This window comes from Mesorhizobium sp. P2_E7, from assembly GCF_056403855.1.
Genome location: NZ_JBFUER010000004.1, coordinates 292,696 through 308,765 on the forward strand (window position 1 = coordinate 292,696; position 16,070 = coordinate 308,765).

The window sequence follows — 16,070 nt, forward strand, 5'->3', positions numbered from 1 at the left end:
CGGGTAATTTCCGCTTTCGTCCCGGCGGCGCCTTGCCTAAAATCGGCGGATGACCCAACGCGGAAGACTCTATGGCTGCCCGGTCGAGTTCGCGCTCGACGCGCTTGGCGGCAAATGGAAAACGGTGATCATTGCGCGGATCAAGCAAGGGCCGCTGCGCTATTCCGAACTGCGCCGGTTGATCCCCTCGCTGTCCGACAAGATGCTGACGCAGCGCCTGGCCGACCTGGTCGAGATCGGCTTCGTCGTGCTCGAGACCTCGGCCGACGGCAAGCAGCGCTACACCTTGACCCCGCGCGGCCACGATCTGGCCGGTGCACTCCAGGCGCTCTACGACTGGGGCAGCGTGCATGGCCGCGCCGAAGGCGTGCGCTTCCGCACCGACATCGACGCGGCGGCCTGACATCAGTCTATTTTCCCGCCGAGCGCGCCGCAAAAGCCTGCGACATCGGTGATGACCGCTTCGCCGAGGAAGCGCAGCGTCTCCATCGAACGGTCGCGGGCTTCCTTGTTGCCGAAGCCGCAGGCGTCCTCGACTACGACAGCCGCAAAGCCGTTGTCGGTCGCCTGGCGCACGGTCGGCTCGATGCCGATCTCCATGGCAATGCCGGCAAGCGCCACGGCGCGCACGCCGCAATCGTTGAGCGCAAAGCCGAGCGACGTGGAATCGAACGCCGACATGGTCAGCTTGTCGAACACCGCCTCGTCCGCGCGCGGTGCAAGTTCCGGCACGATCTGCGTCGCCTCGGCGTCGCGCAGGAACCAGGGCTCGACTGCATCGGGGCTGTCGCGCCGCTGCCAGGCCATGGCGGTGCGCAGCTGTGTTGCGCCCATCCATTTCAGCGGCAGCGACAGATGGCGAGTGAACGCCACCCGCATGCCGGCCGAACGCGCGGCCTCGAGCACGATGCCGGTGCGCTCGACGATCGCCCGGGCGCCGGCGACCTGGCGGCAGATGCCGACCTGCATGTCGTAGACCACCAGCGCCATGCGGGCGGGGTCGCACCACTCCACCAGGCTGGCGGGGATCTCGATGCCTTCGCGCGACCGGATCATGCTGCCGTCCGGTCCCAGGGCTTGGCGATGTCGACGCTCGGATCGAACAAATATTCGAGCGGCAAGGGCGCCGAATCGAAGGCCAGGAAAACCCATTCCAGCAACCCGGCCTTGGACAGCGGAAAATCGTCGGTGTAGCGCCGGGCTTCCTCGACGCTGTCGAGCTCGAACACGATGATGACGCCGCCGACATCGGCGCGGGCATAGTTCTCGCGCACGATGCCGGCCTTCCACAGCCGCCAGACATTCGAGACCTCGTCGCGCAGATAGGGTTTCAGATCGTCCAGGGTGACGCCGGGCTTGAAATTGTCATAGGCGATGATCTTCATCGAGCTGTCCTTGCATTGGCCCCGCAGCCATCCGGCTAGCACGGTGAAAACGCCGGCGGCAACGAACGAGATGGTGCGTTGAAAGAACCGGTCGGTCGCCCTTTCCTGAGGTTTGGGACGAGGCAAGGAGAGCGACGGACAATGAGCATCGAGCGGTTGAACCCGAAGGGCTTGCACATGAGCCCGGCCTATTCGCAAGGCGTGGCGCTGCCGGCGTCCGCGCGCATCGTGCTGGTCGGCGGCCAGAACGGCGTTGACGCCGAAGGCAGCATCGTCGGCAGGGGCGATCTCGCCGCGCAGACCGCGCAGGCGCTGACCAATCTGGCGACGGTGCTTGAAGCCGCCGGCGCGAAGCCTGAAAACCTTGTCAGCCTGTCGATCTATATCGTCGGCGACGCCGAACTTCAGCCGGCCGTCGGCGCCTGGATGGGGTTCTGGGCAGACCGCGGCCCGCCGCCGGTTCTGAAAGTCCTGCGTGTGACCGGTCTTGCCAGAGCCGATTTCCTCATCGAGATCGAGGCCCAGGCGGCCATCGTGGACAAGCCGAAGCGGGCCCTGGCGGCGTCCCGCTCCCGCAAGTCGACCGCGACGCCGGGCGACCGCTCGTGGAATTCCATTCCCCCTCTCGCCAGTTGATTGGCACGATCTACCTTCTTTCCGCCTGCAAACGGCTGGAAAAGAAGCTACGCTGCCGCTCTGCCCCCGAGGCGGTCGCTTGATCAAGGGAGCACATCGACATGAGCGAGCAAAGAGAAGCTGCGCCAGGCAGTCCGGACGGCGCGTTATCGCGGCTGCGTCCGCCTTATGCCTCGGTGCTCGACCTCATCGGCCAGACCCCGGTGGTCGAGCTGACCAAATTCGACACCGGAAAATGCCGGCTGTTCATCAAGCTCGAAAGCCAGAATCCCGGCGGCTCGATCAAGGACCGCATCGCGCTGTCGATGATCGCGGCGGCCGAGAAACAGGGCAAGCTGAAGCGCGGCGGCACCATCGTCGAGGCGACCGCTGGCAATACCGGCCTCGGCCTCGCCCAGGTCGGCATCCCCAAGGGCTACCGCATCATCCTCGTCGTGCCCGACAAGATGTCGCGCGAAAAGATCCAGCATCTGCGCGCACTCGGCGCCGAAGTGCGCATGACGCGCTCCGATGTCGGCAAAGGCCATGCCGAATACTATCAGGACATGGCCGAGAAGATCGCCGCGGAAACGCCTGGCGCCTTCTACGCCAACCAGTTCGCCAACCCGGCCAACCCTCTCGCGCATGAAACCACCACCGGCCCGGAAATCTTTGCCCAGCTCGATGGCAATCTCGATGCCGTGGTCGTCGGCGTCGGCTCCGGCGGCACGCTGACCGGACTTGGCCACTACTTCGCAAAGGTCTCGCCGAAGACCGAGATGGTGCTGGCCGATCCCGTGGGATCAGTGCTGGCGCCGCTGATCAAAACCGGCAAGATGGAAGAGGCCGGCAGCTGGACCGTCGAAGGCATCGGCGAGGATTTTGTGCCCCCCAATGCCGATCTGTCGCTGGTCAAGAAGGCGTACTCCATCCCCGACAAGCAAAGCATGCTGGCCGTGCGCGACCTCCTGTCCAAGGAGGGCATCCTGGCTGGCTCGTCCTCCGGCACGCTGTTGTCGGCAGCCCTGCGCTATTGCCGCGAGCAGACTGTTGCAAAACGCGTCGTCACCTTCGTCTGCGACAGCGGCAACAAATATCTGTCGAAGGTCTTTGACGACTTCTGGCTGGCCGAGCAGGGCCTGGCCGAACAGGAGCAGCATGGCGATCTGCGCGACCTCGTCATGCGCTCGCACCGTACCGGCGACACGGTGTTCGTCGGCCCCGACGAGAGCCTGCTCAACGCCTATGGCCGCATGCGCCGCTCCGATGTCTCGCAGCTGCCGGTGCTGGACGAAGGCAAGCTGGTCGGCATCGTTGACGAGAGCGACATCCTGGCCAAGGTCGACGGCCCCTATGATGGCCGCTGGGATCGCTTCAACGCTCCCGTCCGCACCGCCATGGCCTCCAATCTGCACACGCTCCAGGCCAGCCAGACGCTGGATGCGCTTTTGCCGGTGTTCGACCGCAACGAGGTCGCCATCATCTTCGATGGCGACGAGTTCGTCGGCCTGATAACCCGTATCGACCTGATCAACCATTTGAGGCGCGCACGATGACTGCACACACCCCGACGGGTAAAAACCGCCTGGCCTTTTCCACCCGCACCATCCATGGCGGCCAGAGCCACGACCCGCTGACCGGTGCGGTCATGGTGCCGATCTACGCGACCTCCACCTATGGCCAGCAGTCGCCCGGCGTGCACAAGGGGTTTGAATATGCCCGCAGCCAGAACCCGACACGCTTTGCCTTCGAGCGCGCCGTGGCCGATCTCGAAAGCGGCAGCAATGCCTTTGCTTTCGCCTCCGGCCTGGCGGCGATCTCGACCGTGCTCGAGTTGCTCGATAGCGGCGCGCACATCGTCGCCACCGACGACATCTATGGCGGCTCGTTCCGGCTGATGGAGCGGGTGCGCAAGCGCTCGGCCAATCTGCAGGTGAGCTTCGTCGACTTCACCGACCTCGCCGCCGTCGAAGCCGCGATCCGCCCGGAGACGAAACTGCTCTGGGTCGAGACCCCGACCAATCCGCTGCTGCGCATCGTCGACCTGGAAGGGCTTGCCGCACTCGCCAAGCGCAAGGGCGTTTTGACGGTCGCCGACAACACTTTCTGCAGCCCGTACATCCAGCGACCGCTGGAGCTCGGCATCGATATCATCGTTCACTCGACGACAAAATATCTCAACGGCCATTCCGACATGGTCGGTGGCGTCGCCATCGTCGGCGACAACAAGGATTTGGCCGCTCAGCTGAAATTCCTGCAGAACGCCATCGGCGCCATCTCCGGGCCGTTCGACAGTTTTCTGGCGCTGCGCGGCATCAAGACACTGGCGCTCAGGATGGAGCGACATTCCGCGAACGGCCTGAAGATCGCGACATGGCTGGAGGCGCGCAATGACGTCCGCCGCGTCATCTATCCCGGCCTGTCCAGCCATCCGCAGCATGCGATCGCCAAAAAGCAGATGCACGCCTTCGGCGGCATGATCTCGGTCGACCTCGACCGCGATCTCGCAGGCACCAAACGCTTCCTCGAACGCACGCAGCTGTTCACCCTTGCCGAAAGCCTCGGCGGCGTCGAAAGCCTGATCGAGCACCCCGCGCTGATGACGCATGGCTCCATCCCGGCCGAAAAGCGGGCAGCGATCGGCATTTCGGATTCGCTGGTGCGGTTGTCCGCCGGCATCGAGGACGGCGATGATCTGATCGCCGATCTGGATCAGGCGCTGAGGGGGTAGGCAGGGCAATCGCCTATGGTAGCGCCAGCCCCCTCTCCGTCCGCTGCGCGGCCGCCTCTCCCCCATTTCATGGGGGCGAGGAAACGCTAATTGCAGAGGCATATCGAGCTGCAAATCGTCTGCTACCAAGCCTCGAATCCCGCCCGTTAACACAATCGGAAGCCTTTGCTTAACCCTTCGCCGCTATGTCCCGCCCGGGGAGGCATGGCGAGAGTGAGTGTGATGGACAACAGCCCCGAAAAGCGCAGCGAATGGCGCGCCATCTTCTATGTGCAGGCCCGCGTGGCCATCCTGTTTGTCCCGGTCGTCGCCAGCCTTCTGGTCATTGCCGCACTTGCCGGCAACGAGCGCCATCCCGATGCCATCGACCGCACCGTCACCAGCTCGGTGCGATAGCCGACAATCAAATTTGCTCTGCCGCCCCACGGCGAGCGGGCTTCTCTTTGGGTCGCTCTGAACCCGTCTCCGCCGACATGAAAATTCTAAACCGCGGGGTCAGCTGGTCCACGCGGTACGGCGCTATGTGGTGCTGGCAAATAATACCGGAGGACGATCCTGCGGATCGGCAGTATAATCCGCATCGATTTAGAACCGGGATTTATAGATGAGAAAAGGCGACTTCAGCGAACTGGCCATGTTCATCGAGGTCGCCGAGCAAGGCAGCTTTACCCGCGCTGCTGCAAAACTCGGTTTGTCCCAGTCGGCACTCAGCCATGCCGTCCGCATGCTCGAGGAGCGGCTCAAGGTGAGGCTGATCTCGCGAACGACGCGCAGCCTGTCGTTGACCGACGCCGGCGAAAGGCTGCTTCGCAGCTTGCGTCCGGCATTCGATCATATCGACAGCGAACTGGCCGCCCTCACCGCGCTTCAAGACAAGCCCGCGGGCACCATCCGCATCACCACCTTCCGCCACGCCGCAAGGACGGTGCTCTGGCCTGTCCTGCTGGAGCTGCTTCCGGAGTATCCTGACATCGCCGTCGAGATCGCCGTCGACGAAGGGCTGACCGACATCGTCGCTGGCCGGTTCGATGCCGGCATCCGTGTCGGCGAGCAGGTCGAGAAGGACATGGTAGCGGTTCGGGTCAGCCCGGATGTGCGCATGGCGGTCGTCGGCTCCCCATCCTACTTTGCCGGCCGGACGATGCCGCAAACGCCGCGTGAGCTGAACGATCATAAATGCGTAAGCTACCGGCAGAGTACGGGCGGCGGGCTCTATGCCTGGGAGTTCGAACGCGACGGCGTCGAGCTCGACGTCCGGGTCAACGGTCCGTTGGTCATCAACGACAATGAGATGCTGGTAAACGCCGCGCTTGGCGGACTGGGACTGGTCTATACGTTCGAAAGCCAGGTTGCCCAGCATGTTGCCGATGGCCGTCTGATCCGCGTGCTGGAGGACTGGTGCCCGCCATTTTCCGGCTATCACCTCTATTATCCAAGCCGGCGACAACACACACCGGCTTTCGCTCTCTTGCTCGAAGCGCTCCGCTACAAGGGCTGATGGCAAGTCGGGAGGCGGTTCGAGAGTTGGCGCATTAATAAACGCCATTTCTAACTGCATGCAGATTATATCGACTAATCAGATAGAGCGATAAGGCCTAACTCCCTGTTCATCGAAAACAGGAGTTGGACATGAGCAAGGTCTGGTTCATCACGGGTGCCGGCAGCGGCATCGGCGCCGCCACCGCCAGGGCGGCCCTGAAGGCAGGCGATCGGGTGGTCGCGACTGGCCGCAATCTCGACAAGGTCCGCAATGCGCTCAGCGATGTAGCGGGCGACAGGCTAGCGTTCATTCAATTGGACGTCGCCAGTGAAGCGCAGGCGAAGGCGGCGGTCGACGAGGCGATGAAGGCGTTTGGCCGCATCGACGTTCTGGTCAACAATGCCGGCTACAGCCTGCTCGGCAATTTCGAGGAATTTAGCACGACTGAGATCGAGGGGCTGATCTCGACCAATCTGTATGGGGTGATCCATGTCATGCGCGCCGTCCTTCCGGTCATGCGCAGGCAGCGGTCGGGCCGGATCATCAACATCAGTTCGCTTGCCGGGGTCATGGGCTTCAAGCACTGCAGTGCCTACAGCGCCGCCAAGTTCGCCGTCGAAGGGCTTTCGCTTTCGGTGGCCGAAGAGGTCGAACAGTTCGGCATCAAGATCGTGACGGTCGCACCGGGTTTCTTCCGCACCGATCTCCTCGATGCGCGGAACGCCAGATATAGCGCCAGCACCATCGCTGATTACGCCGCTGAGGGCAGCGCCGAAGACATGTGGTCCGGCTATGACGGCAAGCAACAGGGCGATCCGGCCAGGCTCGGCGACGTCCTTGTGAAGCTTGCCAGGATGGAAAATCCGCCGAGACAGTTCGTGGCCGGCAGCGACGCGCTCGCGGCATTCGAGCCAGTCCTCGAAGGACGCCTGAAGGAGCTGCACGCCTACGCAGATCTGTCTCGGTCGACAGACGGCTCGTTCTAGTCGCGCCAGCCCAAAACCAAGAGGAACCATAAAATGAAGAAACTTGTTATCGGCGCGGCCGCAGTCGCCGCCGTCACCATCGCTCTTGCCGCGACCGGCCATGCGCAGGATACCGATCCGCCAGGCTACATGATCGCCAACTACACGATCAAGGACCAGGCCGGATACGACAGGTACATGCAAGCCGCCGGGCCGCTCGCTCCGAAATTCGGCGGCAGGATCATTGTCTTCAACCTGAATGCAACCGCCGTCGAAGGTGAGCCGAAAAAGGTTATGGCCATCGCCGAATTCCCCAGCGTGGCCGATGCGCAGCGCTTCTACAACTCGCCCGAATATACCGCCGCCAGGAAGTTCCGCACCGCTTCGACGGAAGGCTCGGTTATCATCACCGAAGGTTTTGTACCTGCGAAGCAGTAACAGGCCAATGAGGCGGGCGACTACGGGCGCGCCCTGCTCCGAACCTCAGCCGACATGAATTCTCAAGCAGAAACCAAGGAACTCGTCATGGGTAACCAACCGGACAATGCCGTTCAGCAGGACGGCGCGCCATCGAGTAGCCGACGCCAGCTTCTGAAAGCCGGCGCGGCACTCGCCACGCTCCCTCTCATCGCCGCCACCTCCCCGGGTGCGCAGGCTGCCGACAACCAAACGACATCAGGTGCAATCGTGACCGATCCAAGATCCGAGGACTTCATCAACGGCATGGCCGATTTGATGGCGCATTCGACCCGCACGCCCATTCTGCGCTGGCCGCATGAATACGGCATGGATTACGAAGAGATATTCTTCCCGGCGATGGATGGGGTGACGGTCGAGGGCTGGTTCATTCCGGCCGATTCGGACAGGTTGCTCATCTTCAATCACCCCATGCCGTGCAACCGGTACGGCTATCCCGGGCATCTGGAGCCGTGGACGAATTTCGGCGGCTTCGAGGTAAACTTCCTGCCGGAATACAAGCTCCTGCATGACGCCGGCTACAACATCATCACCTACGACATGCGCAACCATGGCCGCAGCGGCATGGGCAGCGGCGGCGTCAATGGCCACGGCGTGTTGGAGTATCGGGACGTGATCGGGTCGTTGCGCTACGCCAAGTCCCGGCCAGATACCAAGGACATGAAGACGGCCCTTTATAGCCGGTGCCTCGGAGCTAATGCCACGATCGTCGGCATGAAGAAACACCCCGAGGAATTCAGGCATATCAAGGCGATGATTGCCTTGCAGCCGGTGTCGCCGGTGGTGTTTGTCCAGACAGCGGTGGAAAACCAGAAGATCGCAAACGGCCTGGAACGGTTCGACGCGGCCTTCCACAAGCGGACCGGCTTCCACCTCGCCGACGTCTGGCCGATGGACTATGCCAGGGCGGTCACGGTTCCGACACTCGTCGCCCAGGTCCGCAACGATTTCCTGACCAAGCCCTCCAATGTGCAGGAGATCTACGACACCATCTCCTCGGAGGACAAGAAACTGTTCTGGATCGAAGGCACGGACCAGCGTTTCGAAGGCTACAATTACTTTGGCAAGAACCCGCAGCTGGTACTGGATTGGTTCAGCTCTCACTTTGGTGAGGCCTAGAGGACAGGGCACCTGTCTTTGACGGTTCAGCTCTTCCCCGGAGGAGAGCTGAACACGGCTCGCCTAGGGTCGCGCTACTTCAGAAAAACTTCGGGATAGGTCCGTTCTGCGGCGTCACGTCGCCGTCGAGGTCGATGAACACCTCGTCGACAAAGCACCAGGCCCAACCCTCAGGCGGGTCGTATCCCTCGATGACCGGATGCTTGGTGGCATGAAAGTGCTTGGTGGCGTGGCGGTTGGGCGAGTCGTCGCAGCAGCCGACATGGCCGCAGGTGCGGCAGAGCCTGAGATGCACCCACATCGAGCCGCTCTTCAGGCATTCCTCGCAGCCGAGCGCGCTCGGCGTCACCGTCTCGATGCCTGTCGTGTGTTTGCATTCGTCCATCATGCTCTCCTGGCCAGTTCGGGCGCTGCTGCGTCGGCTCGCGCGAGATAGGCATGCAAGGCCGCCACCACCTGGGCGCCTTCGCCGACGGCAGCCGCCACCCGTTTGACCGAGCCGGCGCGTACGTCTCCGATGGCGAACACGCCGCTGCGGCTGGTCTCCATCAGTCCCGCGGCGACGTCGGCGCCGGTGCGCACGAAACCCTTGGCGTCGAGCGCCACATTGCAGTCGGCCAGCCAGTCGGTGTTGGGGTCGGCGCCGATGAACAGGAAGAGATGCTGGATCGGGCGGGTCTCGACATCGCCGGTTGCCCCGTTGCGCCAGCTGAGCGCGGTGAGATTGCCGCCTTCGCCTTCCAGCGACACGATCTCGGTCTCGCCCAGCACCTCGATGTTCGGCTGCGCCTCGATTCGCTCGACCAGATAGCGCGACATGGTTTCCCTGAGGCCGCCGCGGCGCGCCAGGATCGTCACCTTGCGCACCTGGGTGGCGAGATACACCGCCGCCTGGCCCGCCGAATTGCCGCCGCCGACCAGCGCCACCTCTTGGCCGGCGCACAGCCGCGCCTCGATCGGCGAGGCCCAGTAATGCACCGACGTGCCCTCGAATTCGGCCAGATTGGCAATGTCGAGGCGGCGGTAGCGCGCGCCGCTGGCGATCACCACCGTGCGCGCGCGCAGGTTCTCGCCGTCGCCGACAGCAAGCGTGTAGCCCTCGCTCGCCGCGCCGAGCAGCTTCGCCTCGTCGGGGATGACGATTTCGACGCCGAATTTCTGCGCCTGGTTGTAGGCGCGCGCCATCAGCGCCATGCCGGTGATGCCTGTGGGAAAGCCCAGATAGTTTTCGATGCGCGAAGAGGCGCCGGCCTGGCCGCCGAAGGCGCGGCAATCGAGCACGATGGTCGACAGCCCTTCGGAAGCCGCATAGACCGCCGCCGCCAGCCCCGCCGGCCCGGCGCCGACAATGGCGACGTTCATAGACTTGTGTCGGGTCGATCGGCCGCAGCAAGCCGATGCAGCGCGCGAGTTCGGTTTCGCCGGGATTGTGCATCAGCTTGCCGTTTGGGCAGAGCACGATCGGCAGATGGTGCGGGTCGACATGAAAATGCCCGATCAGCGTTTTCGCGCATGGATCGCTGTCGGAATCGAGCGCCCGGTGCGGCTGGCCGCTGCGGCGCAGAAACCCTTGCAGCCGCAGCGTGTCGCCATTGCCGGCCGGGCCGATGACGATCGGCCCGCTCGAGCCGCTTTCCAGCAGACCGACGCGGCGCAGGATCAGCGCCCGCATGATCCGCTCGCCGAGGCTTGCCTCCTGCACCATCAGGTCGCGCAGCCGCTGCGAGGGAATGACGAAGGCCTCGACCGGCTCTTTGGTCTCGGCATTGACCAGCGACGGACGGCTGGAAAGCTGCGCAAGCTCGCCGATGAAATTGCCCGGACCATGGGTGACGATGGTCTCGCGCCGGCCGGGTCCGACATTCTGGGTGATGTCGACCGTGCCCGACAGGAGAACGATCAGCCCCGGCGCGACAGTGCCGGCGGTGACGATATGCTCGCCGGCGGCATAGGAACTCGCCTCGCCGAACCGGCGCATGCGCTCAATATCGGCCTCGGCCAGGATGGGAAACATCTGGTCGCGGCGGGTGACGGTGATTGGACTGACGGTAGGGGCCATGGGTGAGAGCGTAGCGTCATGGCCGCCGGGTTTGAAGCGGTTTGTTGGCAGCCTGACCGGAAGGGTAGGTTTGGCCCCACGACTTCGCTTGCGGGAGGGGCGACCCTCCTTCCGAGTCTACTTAGACCGACCGTCTAGGCAGCGTGAGCAGGTGAAGCGTCGACGACAAGCTCAACCTTCTGGGCGTGCTCGGCAGCTATATTGACCAGGGCGGCAGCTGTTTCCCGCGGTGTCCACCCTTGAGCCAACGCCGCCTCCACCAACTCTCCAAATGCCGCCTCCAAGGCGACTTCACAATTGATCTCCCGATCTTTGCTGGTCTCGGACAGAAGCGGCGCTTGCACGGATTGCGTCATGACTTTGCACCTCAAATGCCGGTCTTACCGGAGTCCAAAAAAGCTCAGTATGGCGATGATGATAACGACAGCCCCAACGGCCCATATGATCCTGTTCACGACGGCTCTCCCTGTTCATCCGCGATCTCAAACAACAGCCAGACGTGCTCCCTGTTCCCAAAAGACCTGCCATACGACCATTGCGTGCCTTATCGGACTTAGGTCCTAAGCATCCGAAACACGCTCCGGGCCGCCGAACGAGGCTCGGAATGTCTGGTGACCGGCAGGTGCGAGTGGCGCGGGTTTCCTTGGCTGACCAGATAGGGAAGGCGTGTGTGTTTCGAAGCCGCTCCGGTTCAGACTGAAGTCTTATCGTATTACGACTGAATACCCTGAGCAGGAACAAAGGCTTACAGCCGCCGTTGCGCCTCGAGAAACTTAAAAGGAGGAAGACATGGCCGACGGACCAACTGTTGTGAATTCTGGAGGGGGCGCAGGAACGGCGGTAGCGATTGTTGTTGCAATCGTCGCTATCGTTGCCCTGCTTTTTGTCACCGGCGTCATCAATCTCAATGGCGGTGGTGGTGGACAAGACATCAACGTGAAAGTGGATGTGCCGAAGGTCGAGGCGCCCGCCTCTGCTCCCAAGGCTGAGGCGCCTGCCTCTACGCCCAAGGTTGAGGCGCCCGCCCCTGCGCCGGCGGCTCCAGCCCCGGCTCCCGCCTCCGGCGGTTGAGCCGATCGGCTGCGGCTCCAGCGCGGGAGGAGCGCTGGAGCCAGCTTTTCACCGGGGAACAAGAAAATGGATGACCCACACAACAGCCTATTAGAAGCCCGGTGGCTTCTTGCCGTGCCGGCTTCGGTGCTCTTCGCGGTCTTGTTGGCCGGCCTGATCCTGACCTGAAACACCTGCTCGACGCCGAATGGCGTGCCTTGCAACTTGCGGTTAGCTGGTGCGAACAGGCCGCATGGCACTGCGCCTAAGGGTAAACAGCGCGCCGACCAGCGCGACGTTTATCAGCGCGAGCCCGAGCAGTACGCTCAGCAATCCGCGCTCACCGGTATGTTGCAGGAGTAGCGCGCCGACGGGCGGCGCCGCAGCCTGGGCGATCAAGCTCGGCATGGCGAGCCGGCCCATCAGCTTCGCATAGCCGTTGGCGCCAAACAGGGCGAGCGGCAGCGTGCCGCGCGCGATCGATTCCAGGCCGATGCCGGCACCGTAGAATATCAGGGCCACCGGCAGCACCGGCAGGCCGGTCCAGAGCGTCGCCACGCCTATGACCACAAACGTCACCGATGCCAGTTTGGTCCAGATCGGATGGTGATAGCGGGCGATCGTCATCTCGATGGCGCGGGCGCCGACCTGGGCAGGGCCGACCAGTGCGCCCAGGCCGACCGCCGCGCCCAGCGCCAGACCGGTCGATTGCAGCACGGTCAGCAGATGTACCGACAAGGTCGACGATATGACGGCTGACAGCGTGATGCTTGCCGCCAGCGTCGCCATCAGGGGCAGGCTGCGCGGCGCCAGGCCGGTTTCCGGCGCGGCAGTCGTCTGGGCTGACGCGTCAGCCGGAACGCCGCGCGGCAGGATGAGCAGATAGGCCGGCAATGCCACCACAAGCTGGAGTGCCGCATAGACCAGGCACACGCCGCGCCAGCCGAACGCATCGAGCAGAAATGCCGAAATCGGCCAGCACACCGTGCTGGCGAAACCGCCGAACAGCGTCAGGCTGGTGATGGTCGAACGGGCATTGCGCCCATACAGCCGTCCGAGCGTGCTGAAGGCGGCGTCATAAAGGCCGGCGCCCATGCCGAAACCCATGATCAGCCAGCCGGCGACGAAGACGGCCAGCGTCGGCGATACGGCCACCACCGCCTGGCCGATGCCGAGGCCGACGGCGCTGAAGGCAAGCGTCATGCGGCCGCCATGGCGTTCGATCGCCGCCCCGACATGCGGCGATATCAGGCCCGCGACGAGCAGTCCGAGCGACAGGCTGCCGATCACCCAAGGAAAAGGCCAGCCGGTCTGTGCCGACACGGCAGGGCCAATGACGGCCGGCAGATAGTAGGAGGAGCCCCATGCCATGATCTGCGTGAGGCCGAGCGTCGTGACGATGACAGGACGGCTTGGGATTGTAGCCATTCAGGCATGCTCCCAGGAGACTCGTGAAGCGTCTATCGTCGGTGCCTTCACGCGCCCGTCAAAGCCCGCTATCTGTGAGCTCTCTAGAGGAAAGACCCGATGCGCATCGCCGTGTTTGATGAGAATGAGGCAAGGCTTCATGTTCGCGCCCTGGCCGAGATGCTGGCCCAGAGCGTCGAAGACGGGGCGCTCGTCGGCTTCGTGCTTCCTTTCGATGAGCCTCAGGCGCTGGCTCATTGGGAGGGTGTTTTCCGTTCGGTGAGGGAAGGCGAACGGCTCCTCATCTGTGCCGATATGGACGGCCGTGTCGTCGGCACGGTCCAACTTTATCTTTCGCCGGAGCCGAACGCGCCACACCGGGCCGAAGTCTACAAACTCCTCGTTCATCGCGACTTTCAGCGGCAAGGCATCGGCCTCGCTCTCATGCAGGCTGTCGAGCGTGAGGCCATGGCTAGAAAACGGTCCCTGCTCCTCCTCGATACGGTCGAGGGCGGTGCCAGCGAGCGGCTTTACCGGCGGCTCGACTGGCACGAGGTCGGCTCTGTCCCGCATCACTTTGTCGACCCGCATGGCCAGCCGAAAGTCTCCATCTATTTCATGAAGCATCTGCCGCTTTAGGCCGGTAGGCGACCCTCTCGCCGTCTTCCTTCACGAAGTTCTGAACCGGGTGGTCGAGCAAATCCAGCACCAGCTCGGACGGCCGGCAAAGCCGGGTGCCGCGCGGCGTCTCGACGATCGGCCGGTTGATGAGGATGGGGTGGGCGAGCATCTGGTCGATCAGCTCCTCCTCGCTCCATTTGGCATCGGCCAGACCCAGCTCGGCATAGGGCGTGCCCTTTTCGCGCAACAGCGCGCGCGCCGGTAAGTCCATGGCCTCGAGCAGCGCCACCAGCCGTTCGCGCGAGGGCGGATTTTTCAGATACTCGATGACGACAGGCGTCTCGCCGCTCGCCACGAGGAGAGCGAGCGTGTTGCGCGACGTCCCGCAATCGGGGTTGTGATAGATGGTGATGGTCACGGCCCTGCCCTTTCGGCTTTTGGTGTGGTGTCGGCGGGAATGAGCAGCCAGCGCATTGCGGCCGCGGCAATGAGTGCGCCGGCAATCTCGGCAAGGATGAAGCCGGGAAGGTCGGCCGGCCGGATGCCGGAAAAGCTGTTGGTCAGCGAGCGGGCGACAGCCACGGCCGGATTGGCAAAGGACGTCGACGCCGTGAACCAGTATGCGGCCGTGATGTAGAGCCCGACCAGCCAGGGAATGGCGGTCCGCTCGAAGCGCAAGCCGGCCAGGATGACGGCGACCAGACCGAAGGTGGCAATCCCTTCGGAGAGCCACTGCGCCGCACCCGTTCGGATATGTGCTGACGCCTGGACCAGGGCCTGGCCGAACATGGCGTGCGCCGTCACCGTGCCGACGATGCCGCCCAGGATTTGCGCCACGACGTACAGACCGGCAACGCGCATCGGCAACTGCCTCAGCACCGTGAAGACCAGCGTGACTGCCGGATTGAAATGCGCGCCGGAGATGGGCGCCAGGAGGGTGATCAGCACCACCAGAATGGCGCCTGTCGGCAGCGTGTTGCCGAGAAGCGCCACGGCTTTGTCCTGGGTCAGCGTCTCGGCCATGATGCCGGAGCCGACCACGGTGGCGACGAGGAAGGCCGTGCCCAGCGCCTCGGCCGCGACACGGCGCGGCACACCGTATTCAGGCATCGGCGCGGCTTCCCTTTTGCGGCACGCAGCACGTCGGGTTGAGCGCCGGCGAACAGATCTCCGGCCGGCCGGAGCAGCAATCCTCCATCAGGAACCGGATAAGGCCGGTCAGCGCGTCATATTCGGCGCTGTAGACGATCGACCTGGAGTCGCGCCGGGTGGTGACCAGGCCGGCGCGCTCCAACTCCTTCAGGTGAAAGCTGACATTCGAAGCCGAGACCTCCACCTGCTCCGCCAGCGCGCCGGCGGCGATGCCGTCCGGGCCGGCAACGACCAGCAACCGCAGCAGCTTCAGCCGCGTTTCCTGTGACAGTGCCCCGAAGGCGGAAAGGGCTTGACGTTCATCCATATTTCAACAATCCTAAAAATATCGAAATGAGGATTATCGCAGATGCTCGCCGCTGACAACACCGAATTTGACCGTGCCGCGATATCCGATCCCGCCGACATCACCATTGACGGCCTGCTCGGGTTCCTCGCGGCACACAAGGAAAAGCCGCTGGTGTTTTTCTATGACGGCCGCGCCGTGCAGCCCGGCTATCACGTCACCGAGGTGAAGGCCGGCCAGTTCGCGGCCTTGGATTGCGGCGCCAACCCCGAATCCTGGTCGGAGATTTTCGTGCAGCTGTGGGACGTGAACGACGACCGCACGCACATGCCGGCGGCCAAATTCTCCGCCATCATCCGCAAGGTCACCGAACATGTCGGGCTCGACCATTCGGCCAAGCTGACCTTCGAGGTCAGCGACGGCGTGCGGCCGATGCAGCTCTACCGCGCCGCCATGCCGGACATTGTCGCCAACGCCGTGCATGTCGAGCTGTCACCCCGGCCGGCAAGCTGCAAGCCGCGCGACCGCTGGCTTGAGGAGCAACAGAAGATCAGCGCGTCATGCTGCGGACCGGCAAGTGACGATATGCTCGCCGGCGGCACTAAGAACTCACCTCGCTGAACCGGCGCATGCGCTCGATACCGGTGTCGCCCTGGACGGGAAACATCTGGTCGCGGCGGGCGGCGGTCGTATTGGTCGATTGAGCCATGGTTTCGACCGTAC

At 63.6% G+C, this 16,070-nt stretch carries 20 protein-coding genes and 1 pseudogene; 12 read left to right on the forward strand and 9 right to left on the reverse strand.

Annotation, left to right across the window (positions count from 1 at the left end):
• Positions 1-49 precede the first annotated feature (49 nt).
• The gene (locus AC1DYC_RS22665; RefSeq protein ID WP_477410045.1) at positions 50-403 is read left to right on the forward strand and encodes a winged helix-turn-helix transcriptional regulator; all 354 of its coding nucleotides are present in this window, start codon (positions 50-52) and stop codon (positions 401-403) included.
• Positions 404-405: 2 nt separating this feature from the next.
• Here AC1DYC_RS22665 and AC1DYC_RS22670 read toward each other — a convergent pair whose 3' ends face one another.
• The gene (locus AC1DYC_RS22670) at positions 406-1,056 is read right to left on the reverse strand and encodes a cysteine hydrolase family protein (protein WP_477410046.1); all 651 of its coding nucleotides are present in this window, start codon (positions 1,054-1,056) and stop codon (positions 406-408) included.
• Positions 1,053-1,385: a hypothetical protein gene (locus AC1DYC_RS22675; protein WP_477410047.1), complete on the reverse strand. Its 333-nt coding sequence runs from the start codon at positions 1,383-1,385 to the stop codon at positions 1,053-1,055. Before AC1DYC_RS22675 ends, AC1DYC_RS22670 begins: the two co-directional genes overlap by 4 nt.
• 141 nt (positions 1,386-1,526) lie before the next feature.
• On the opposite strand from AC1DYC_RS22675, the gene AC1DYC_RS22680 reads away from it, so the two are divergent.
• The 8 genes from AC1DYC_RS22680 (at position 1,527) to AC1DYC_RS22715 (ending at position 8,772) form a co-directional block, all read left to right on the forward strand.
• Complete coding sequence (locus tag AC1DYC_RS22680; protein WP_477410048.1) at positions 1,527-2,021, forward strand: RidA family protein; 495 nt, start codon at positions 1,527-1,529, stop codon at positions 2,019-2,021.
• Positions 2,022-2,122: 101 nt separating this feature from the next.
• On the forward strand, positions 2,123-3,556 hold the full coding sequence (locus AC1DYC_RS22685) for a pyridoxal-phosphate dependent enzyme (protein ID WP_477410049.1): 1,434 nt from the start codon (positions 2,123-2,125) through the stop codon (positions 3,554-3,556).
• Positions 3,553-4,731: a trans-sulfuration enzyme family protein gene (locus AC1DYC_RS22690; RefSeq protein ID WP_477410051.1), complete on the forward strand. Its 1,179-nt coding sequence runs from the start codon at positions 3,553-3,555 to the stop codon at positions 4,729-4,731. The genes AC1DYC_RS22685 and AC1DYC_RS22690 overlap by 4 nt, the downstream gene beginning before the upstream one ends.
• 204 nt (positions 4,732-4,935) lie before the next feature.
• The gene (locus AC1DYC_RS22695) at positions 4,936-5,127 is read left to right on the forward strand and encodes a hypothetical protein (protein WP_477410116.1); all 192 of its coding nucleotides are present in this window, start codon (positions 4,936-4,938) and stop codon (positions 5,125-5,127) included.
• 208 nt (positions 5,128-5,335) lie between these two features.
• Positions 5,336-6,229 (forward strand): LysR family transcriptional regulator, encoded by an 894-nt coding sequence (locus AC1DYC_RS22700; protein ID WP_477410052.1) that lies wholly within the window; start codon positions 5,336-5,338, stop codon positions 6,227-6,229.
• Between the two features lie 131 nt (positions 6,230-6,360).
• Positions 6,361-7,197 (forward strand): SDR family oxidoreductase, encoded by an 837-nt coding sequence (locus AC1DYC_RS22705; RefSeq protein WP_477410053.1) that lies wholly within the window; start codon positions 6,361-6,363, stop codon positions 7,195-7,197.
• A 33-nt stretch (positions 7,198-7,230) separates the two neighbouring features.
• Complete coding sequence (locus AC1DYC_RS22710) at positions 7,231-7,614, forward strand: DUF1330 domain-containing protein (RefSeq protein WP_477410054.1); 384 nt, start codon at positions 7,231-7,233, stop codon at positions 7,612-7,614.
• Between the two features lie 87 nt (positions 7,615-7,701).
• Positions 7,702-8,772, forward strand: a complete 1,071-nt coding sequence (locus AC1DYC_RS22715; protein WP_477410055.1) for an alpha/beta hydrolase family protein — start codon at positions 7,702-7,704, stop codon at positions 8,770-8,772.
• 79 nt (positions 8,773-8,851) lie between these two features.
• Here AC1DYC_RS22715 and AC1DYC_RS22720 read toward each other — a convergent pair whose 3' ends face one another.
• The 3 genes and pseudogenes from AC1DYC_RS22720 to AC1DYC_RS22730 form a co-directional block, all read right to left on the reverse strand.
• Positions 8,852-9,160, reverse strand: a complete 309-nt coding sequence (locus AC1DYC_RS22720) for a UBP-type zinc finger domain-containing protein (RefSeq protein WP_477410056.1) — start codon at positions 9,158-9,160, stop codon at positions 8,852-8,854.
• A pseudogene (locus tag AC1DYC_RS22725) lies at positions 9,157-10,831 on the reverse strand (FAD-dependent oxidoreductase). The gene AC1DYC_RS22720 and the pseudogene AC1DYC_RS22725 overlap by 4 nt, the downstream one beginning before the upstream one ends.
• Before the next feature lie 134 nt (positions 10,832-10,965).
• Entirely contained in the window at positions 10,966-11,187 is a 222-nt protein-coding gene (locus AC1DYC_RS22730; protein ID WP_477410057.1) for a hypothetical protein, read from the reverse strand.
• A 433-nt stretch (positions 11,188-11,620) separates the two neighbouring features.
• Between AC1DYC_RS22730 and AC1DYC_RS22735 the strand changes: the two genes are divergently transcribed.
• Complete coding sequence (locus AC1DYC_RS22735) at positions 11,621-11,902, forward strand: hypothetical protein (protein WP_477410058.1); 282 nt, start codon at positions 11,621-11,623, stop codon at positions 11,900-11,902.
• A gap of 210 nt (positions 11,903-12,112) precedes the next feature.
• On the opposite strand, the gene AC1DYC_RS22740 is transcribed toward AC1DYC_RS22735, so the two are convergent.
• A complete protein-coding gene (locus AC1DYC_RS22740; RefSeq protein WP_477410059.1) occupies positions 12,113-13,309 on the reverse strand; it encodes an MFS transporter in 1,197 nt (398 codons plus the stop codon).
• A gap of 99 nt (positions 13,310-13,408) precedes the next feature.
• Here AC1DYC_RS22740 and AC1DYC_RS22745 point away from each other — a divergent pair, with 99 nt between their 5' ends.
• Complete coding sequence (locus tag AC1DYC_RS22745) at positions 13,409-13,927, forward strand: N-acetyltransferase family protein (RefSeq protein WP_477410060.1); 519 nt, start codon at positions 13,409-13,411, stop codon at positions 13,925-13,927.
• Here the strand turns inward: AC1DYC_RS22745 and arsC are convergent.
• From arsC to AC1DYC_RS22760, 3 genes are read right to left on the reverse strand one after another with little or no spacing between them, the layout of a single operon-like run.
• Positions 13,905-14,327: an arsenate reductase (glutaredoxin) gene (gene arsC / locus AC1DYC_RS22750; protein ID WP_477410061.1), complete on the reverse strand. Its 423-nt coding sequence runs from the start codon at positions 14,325-14,327 to the stop codon at positions 13,905-13,907. The two genes, AC1DYC_RS22745 and arsC, sit on opposite strands and share 23 nt — an antisense overlap.
• Entirely contained in the window at positions 14,324-15,019 is a 696-nt protein-coding gene (locus AC1DYC_RS22755) for an aquaporin (RefSeq protein ID WP_477410062.1), read from the reverse strand. The genes arsC and AC1DYC_RS22755 overlap by 4 nt, the downstream gene beginning before the upstream one ends.
• A complete protein-coding gene (locus tag AC1DYC_RS22760; RefSeq protein WP_477410063.1) occupies positions 15,012-15,368 on the reverse strand; it encodes an ArsR/SmtB family transcription factor in 357 nt (118 codons plus the stop codon). The genes AC1DYC_RS22755 and AC1DYC_RS22760 overlap by 8 nt, the downstream gene beginning before the upstream one ends.
• Before the next feature lie 42 nt (positions 15,369-15,410).
• On the opposite strand from AC1DYC_RS22760, the gene AC1DYC_RS22765 reads away from it, so the two are divergent.
• On the forward strand, positions 15,411-15,968 hold the full coding sequence (locus AC1DYC_RS22765) for a DUF6428 family protein (RefSeq protein ID WP_477410064.1): 558 nt from the start codon (positions 15,411-15,413) through the stop codon (positions 15,966-15,968).
• The last annotated feature ends 102 nt before the right edge of the window (positions 15,969-16,070 follow it).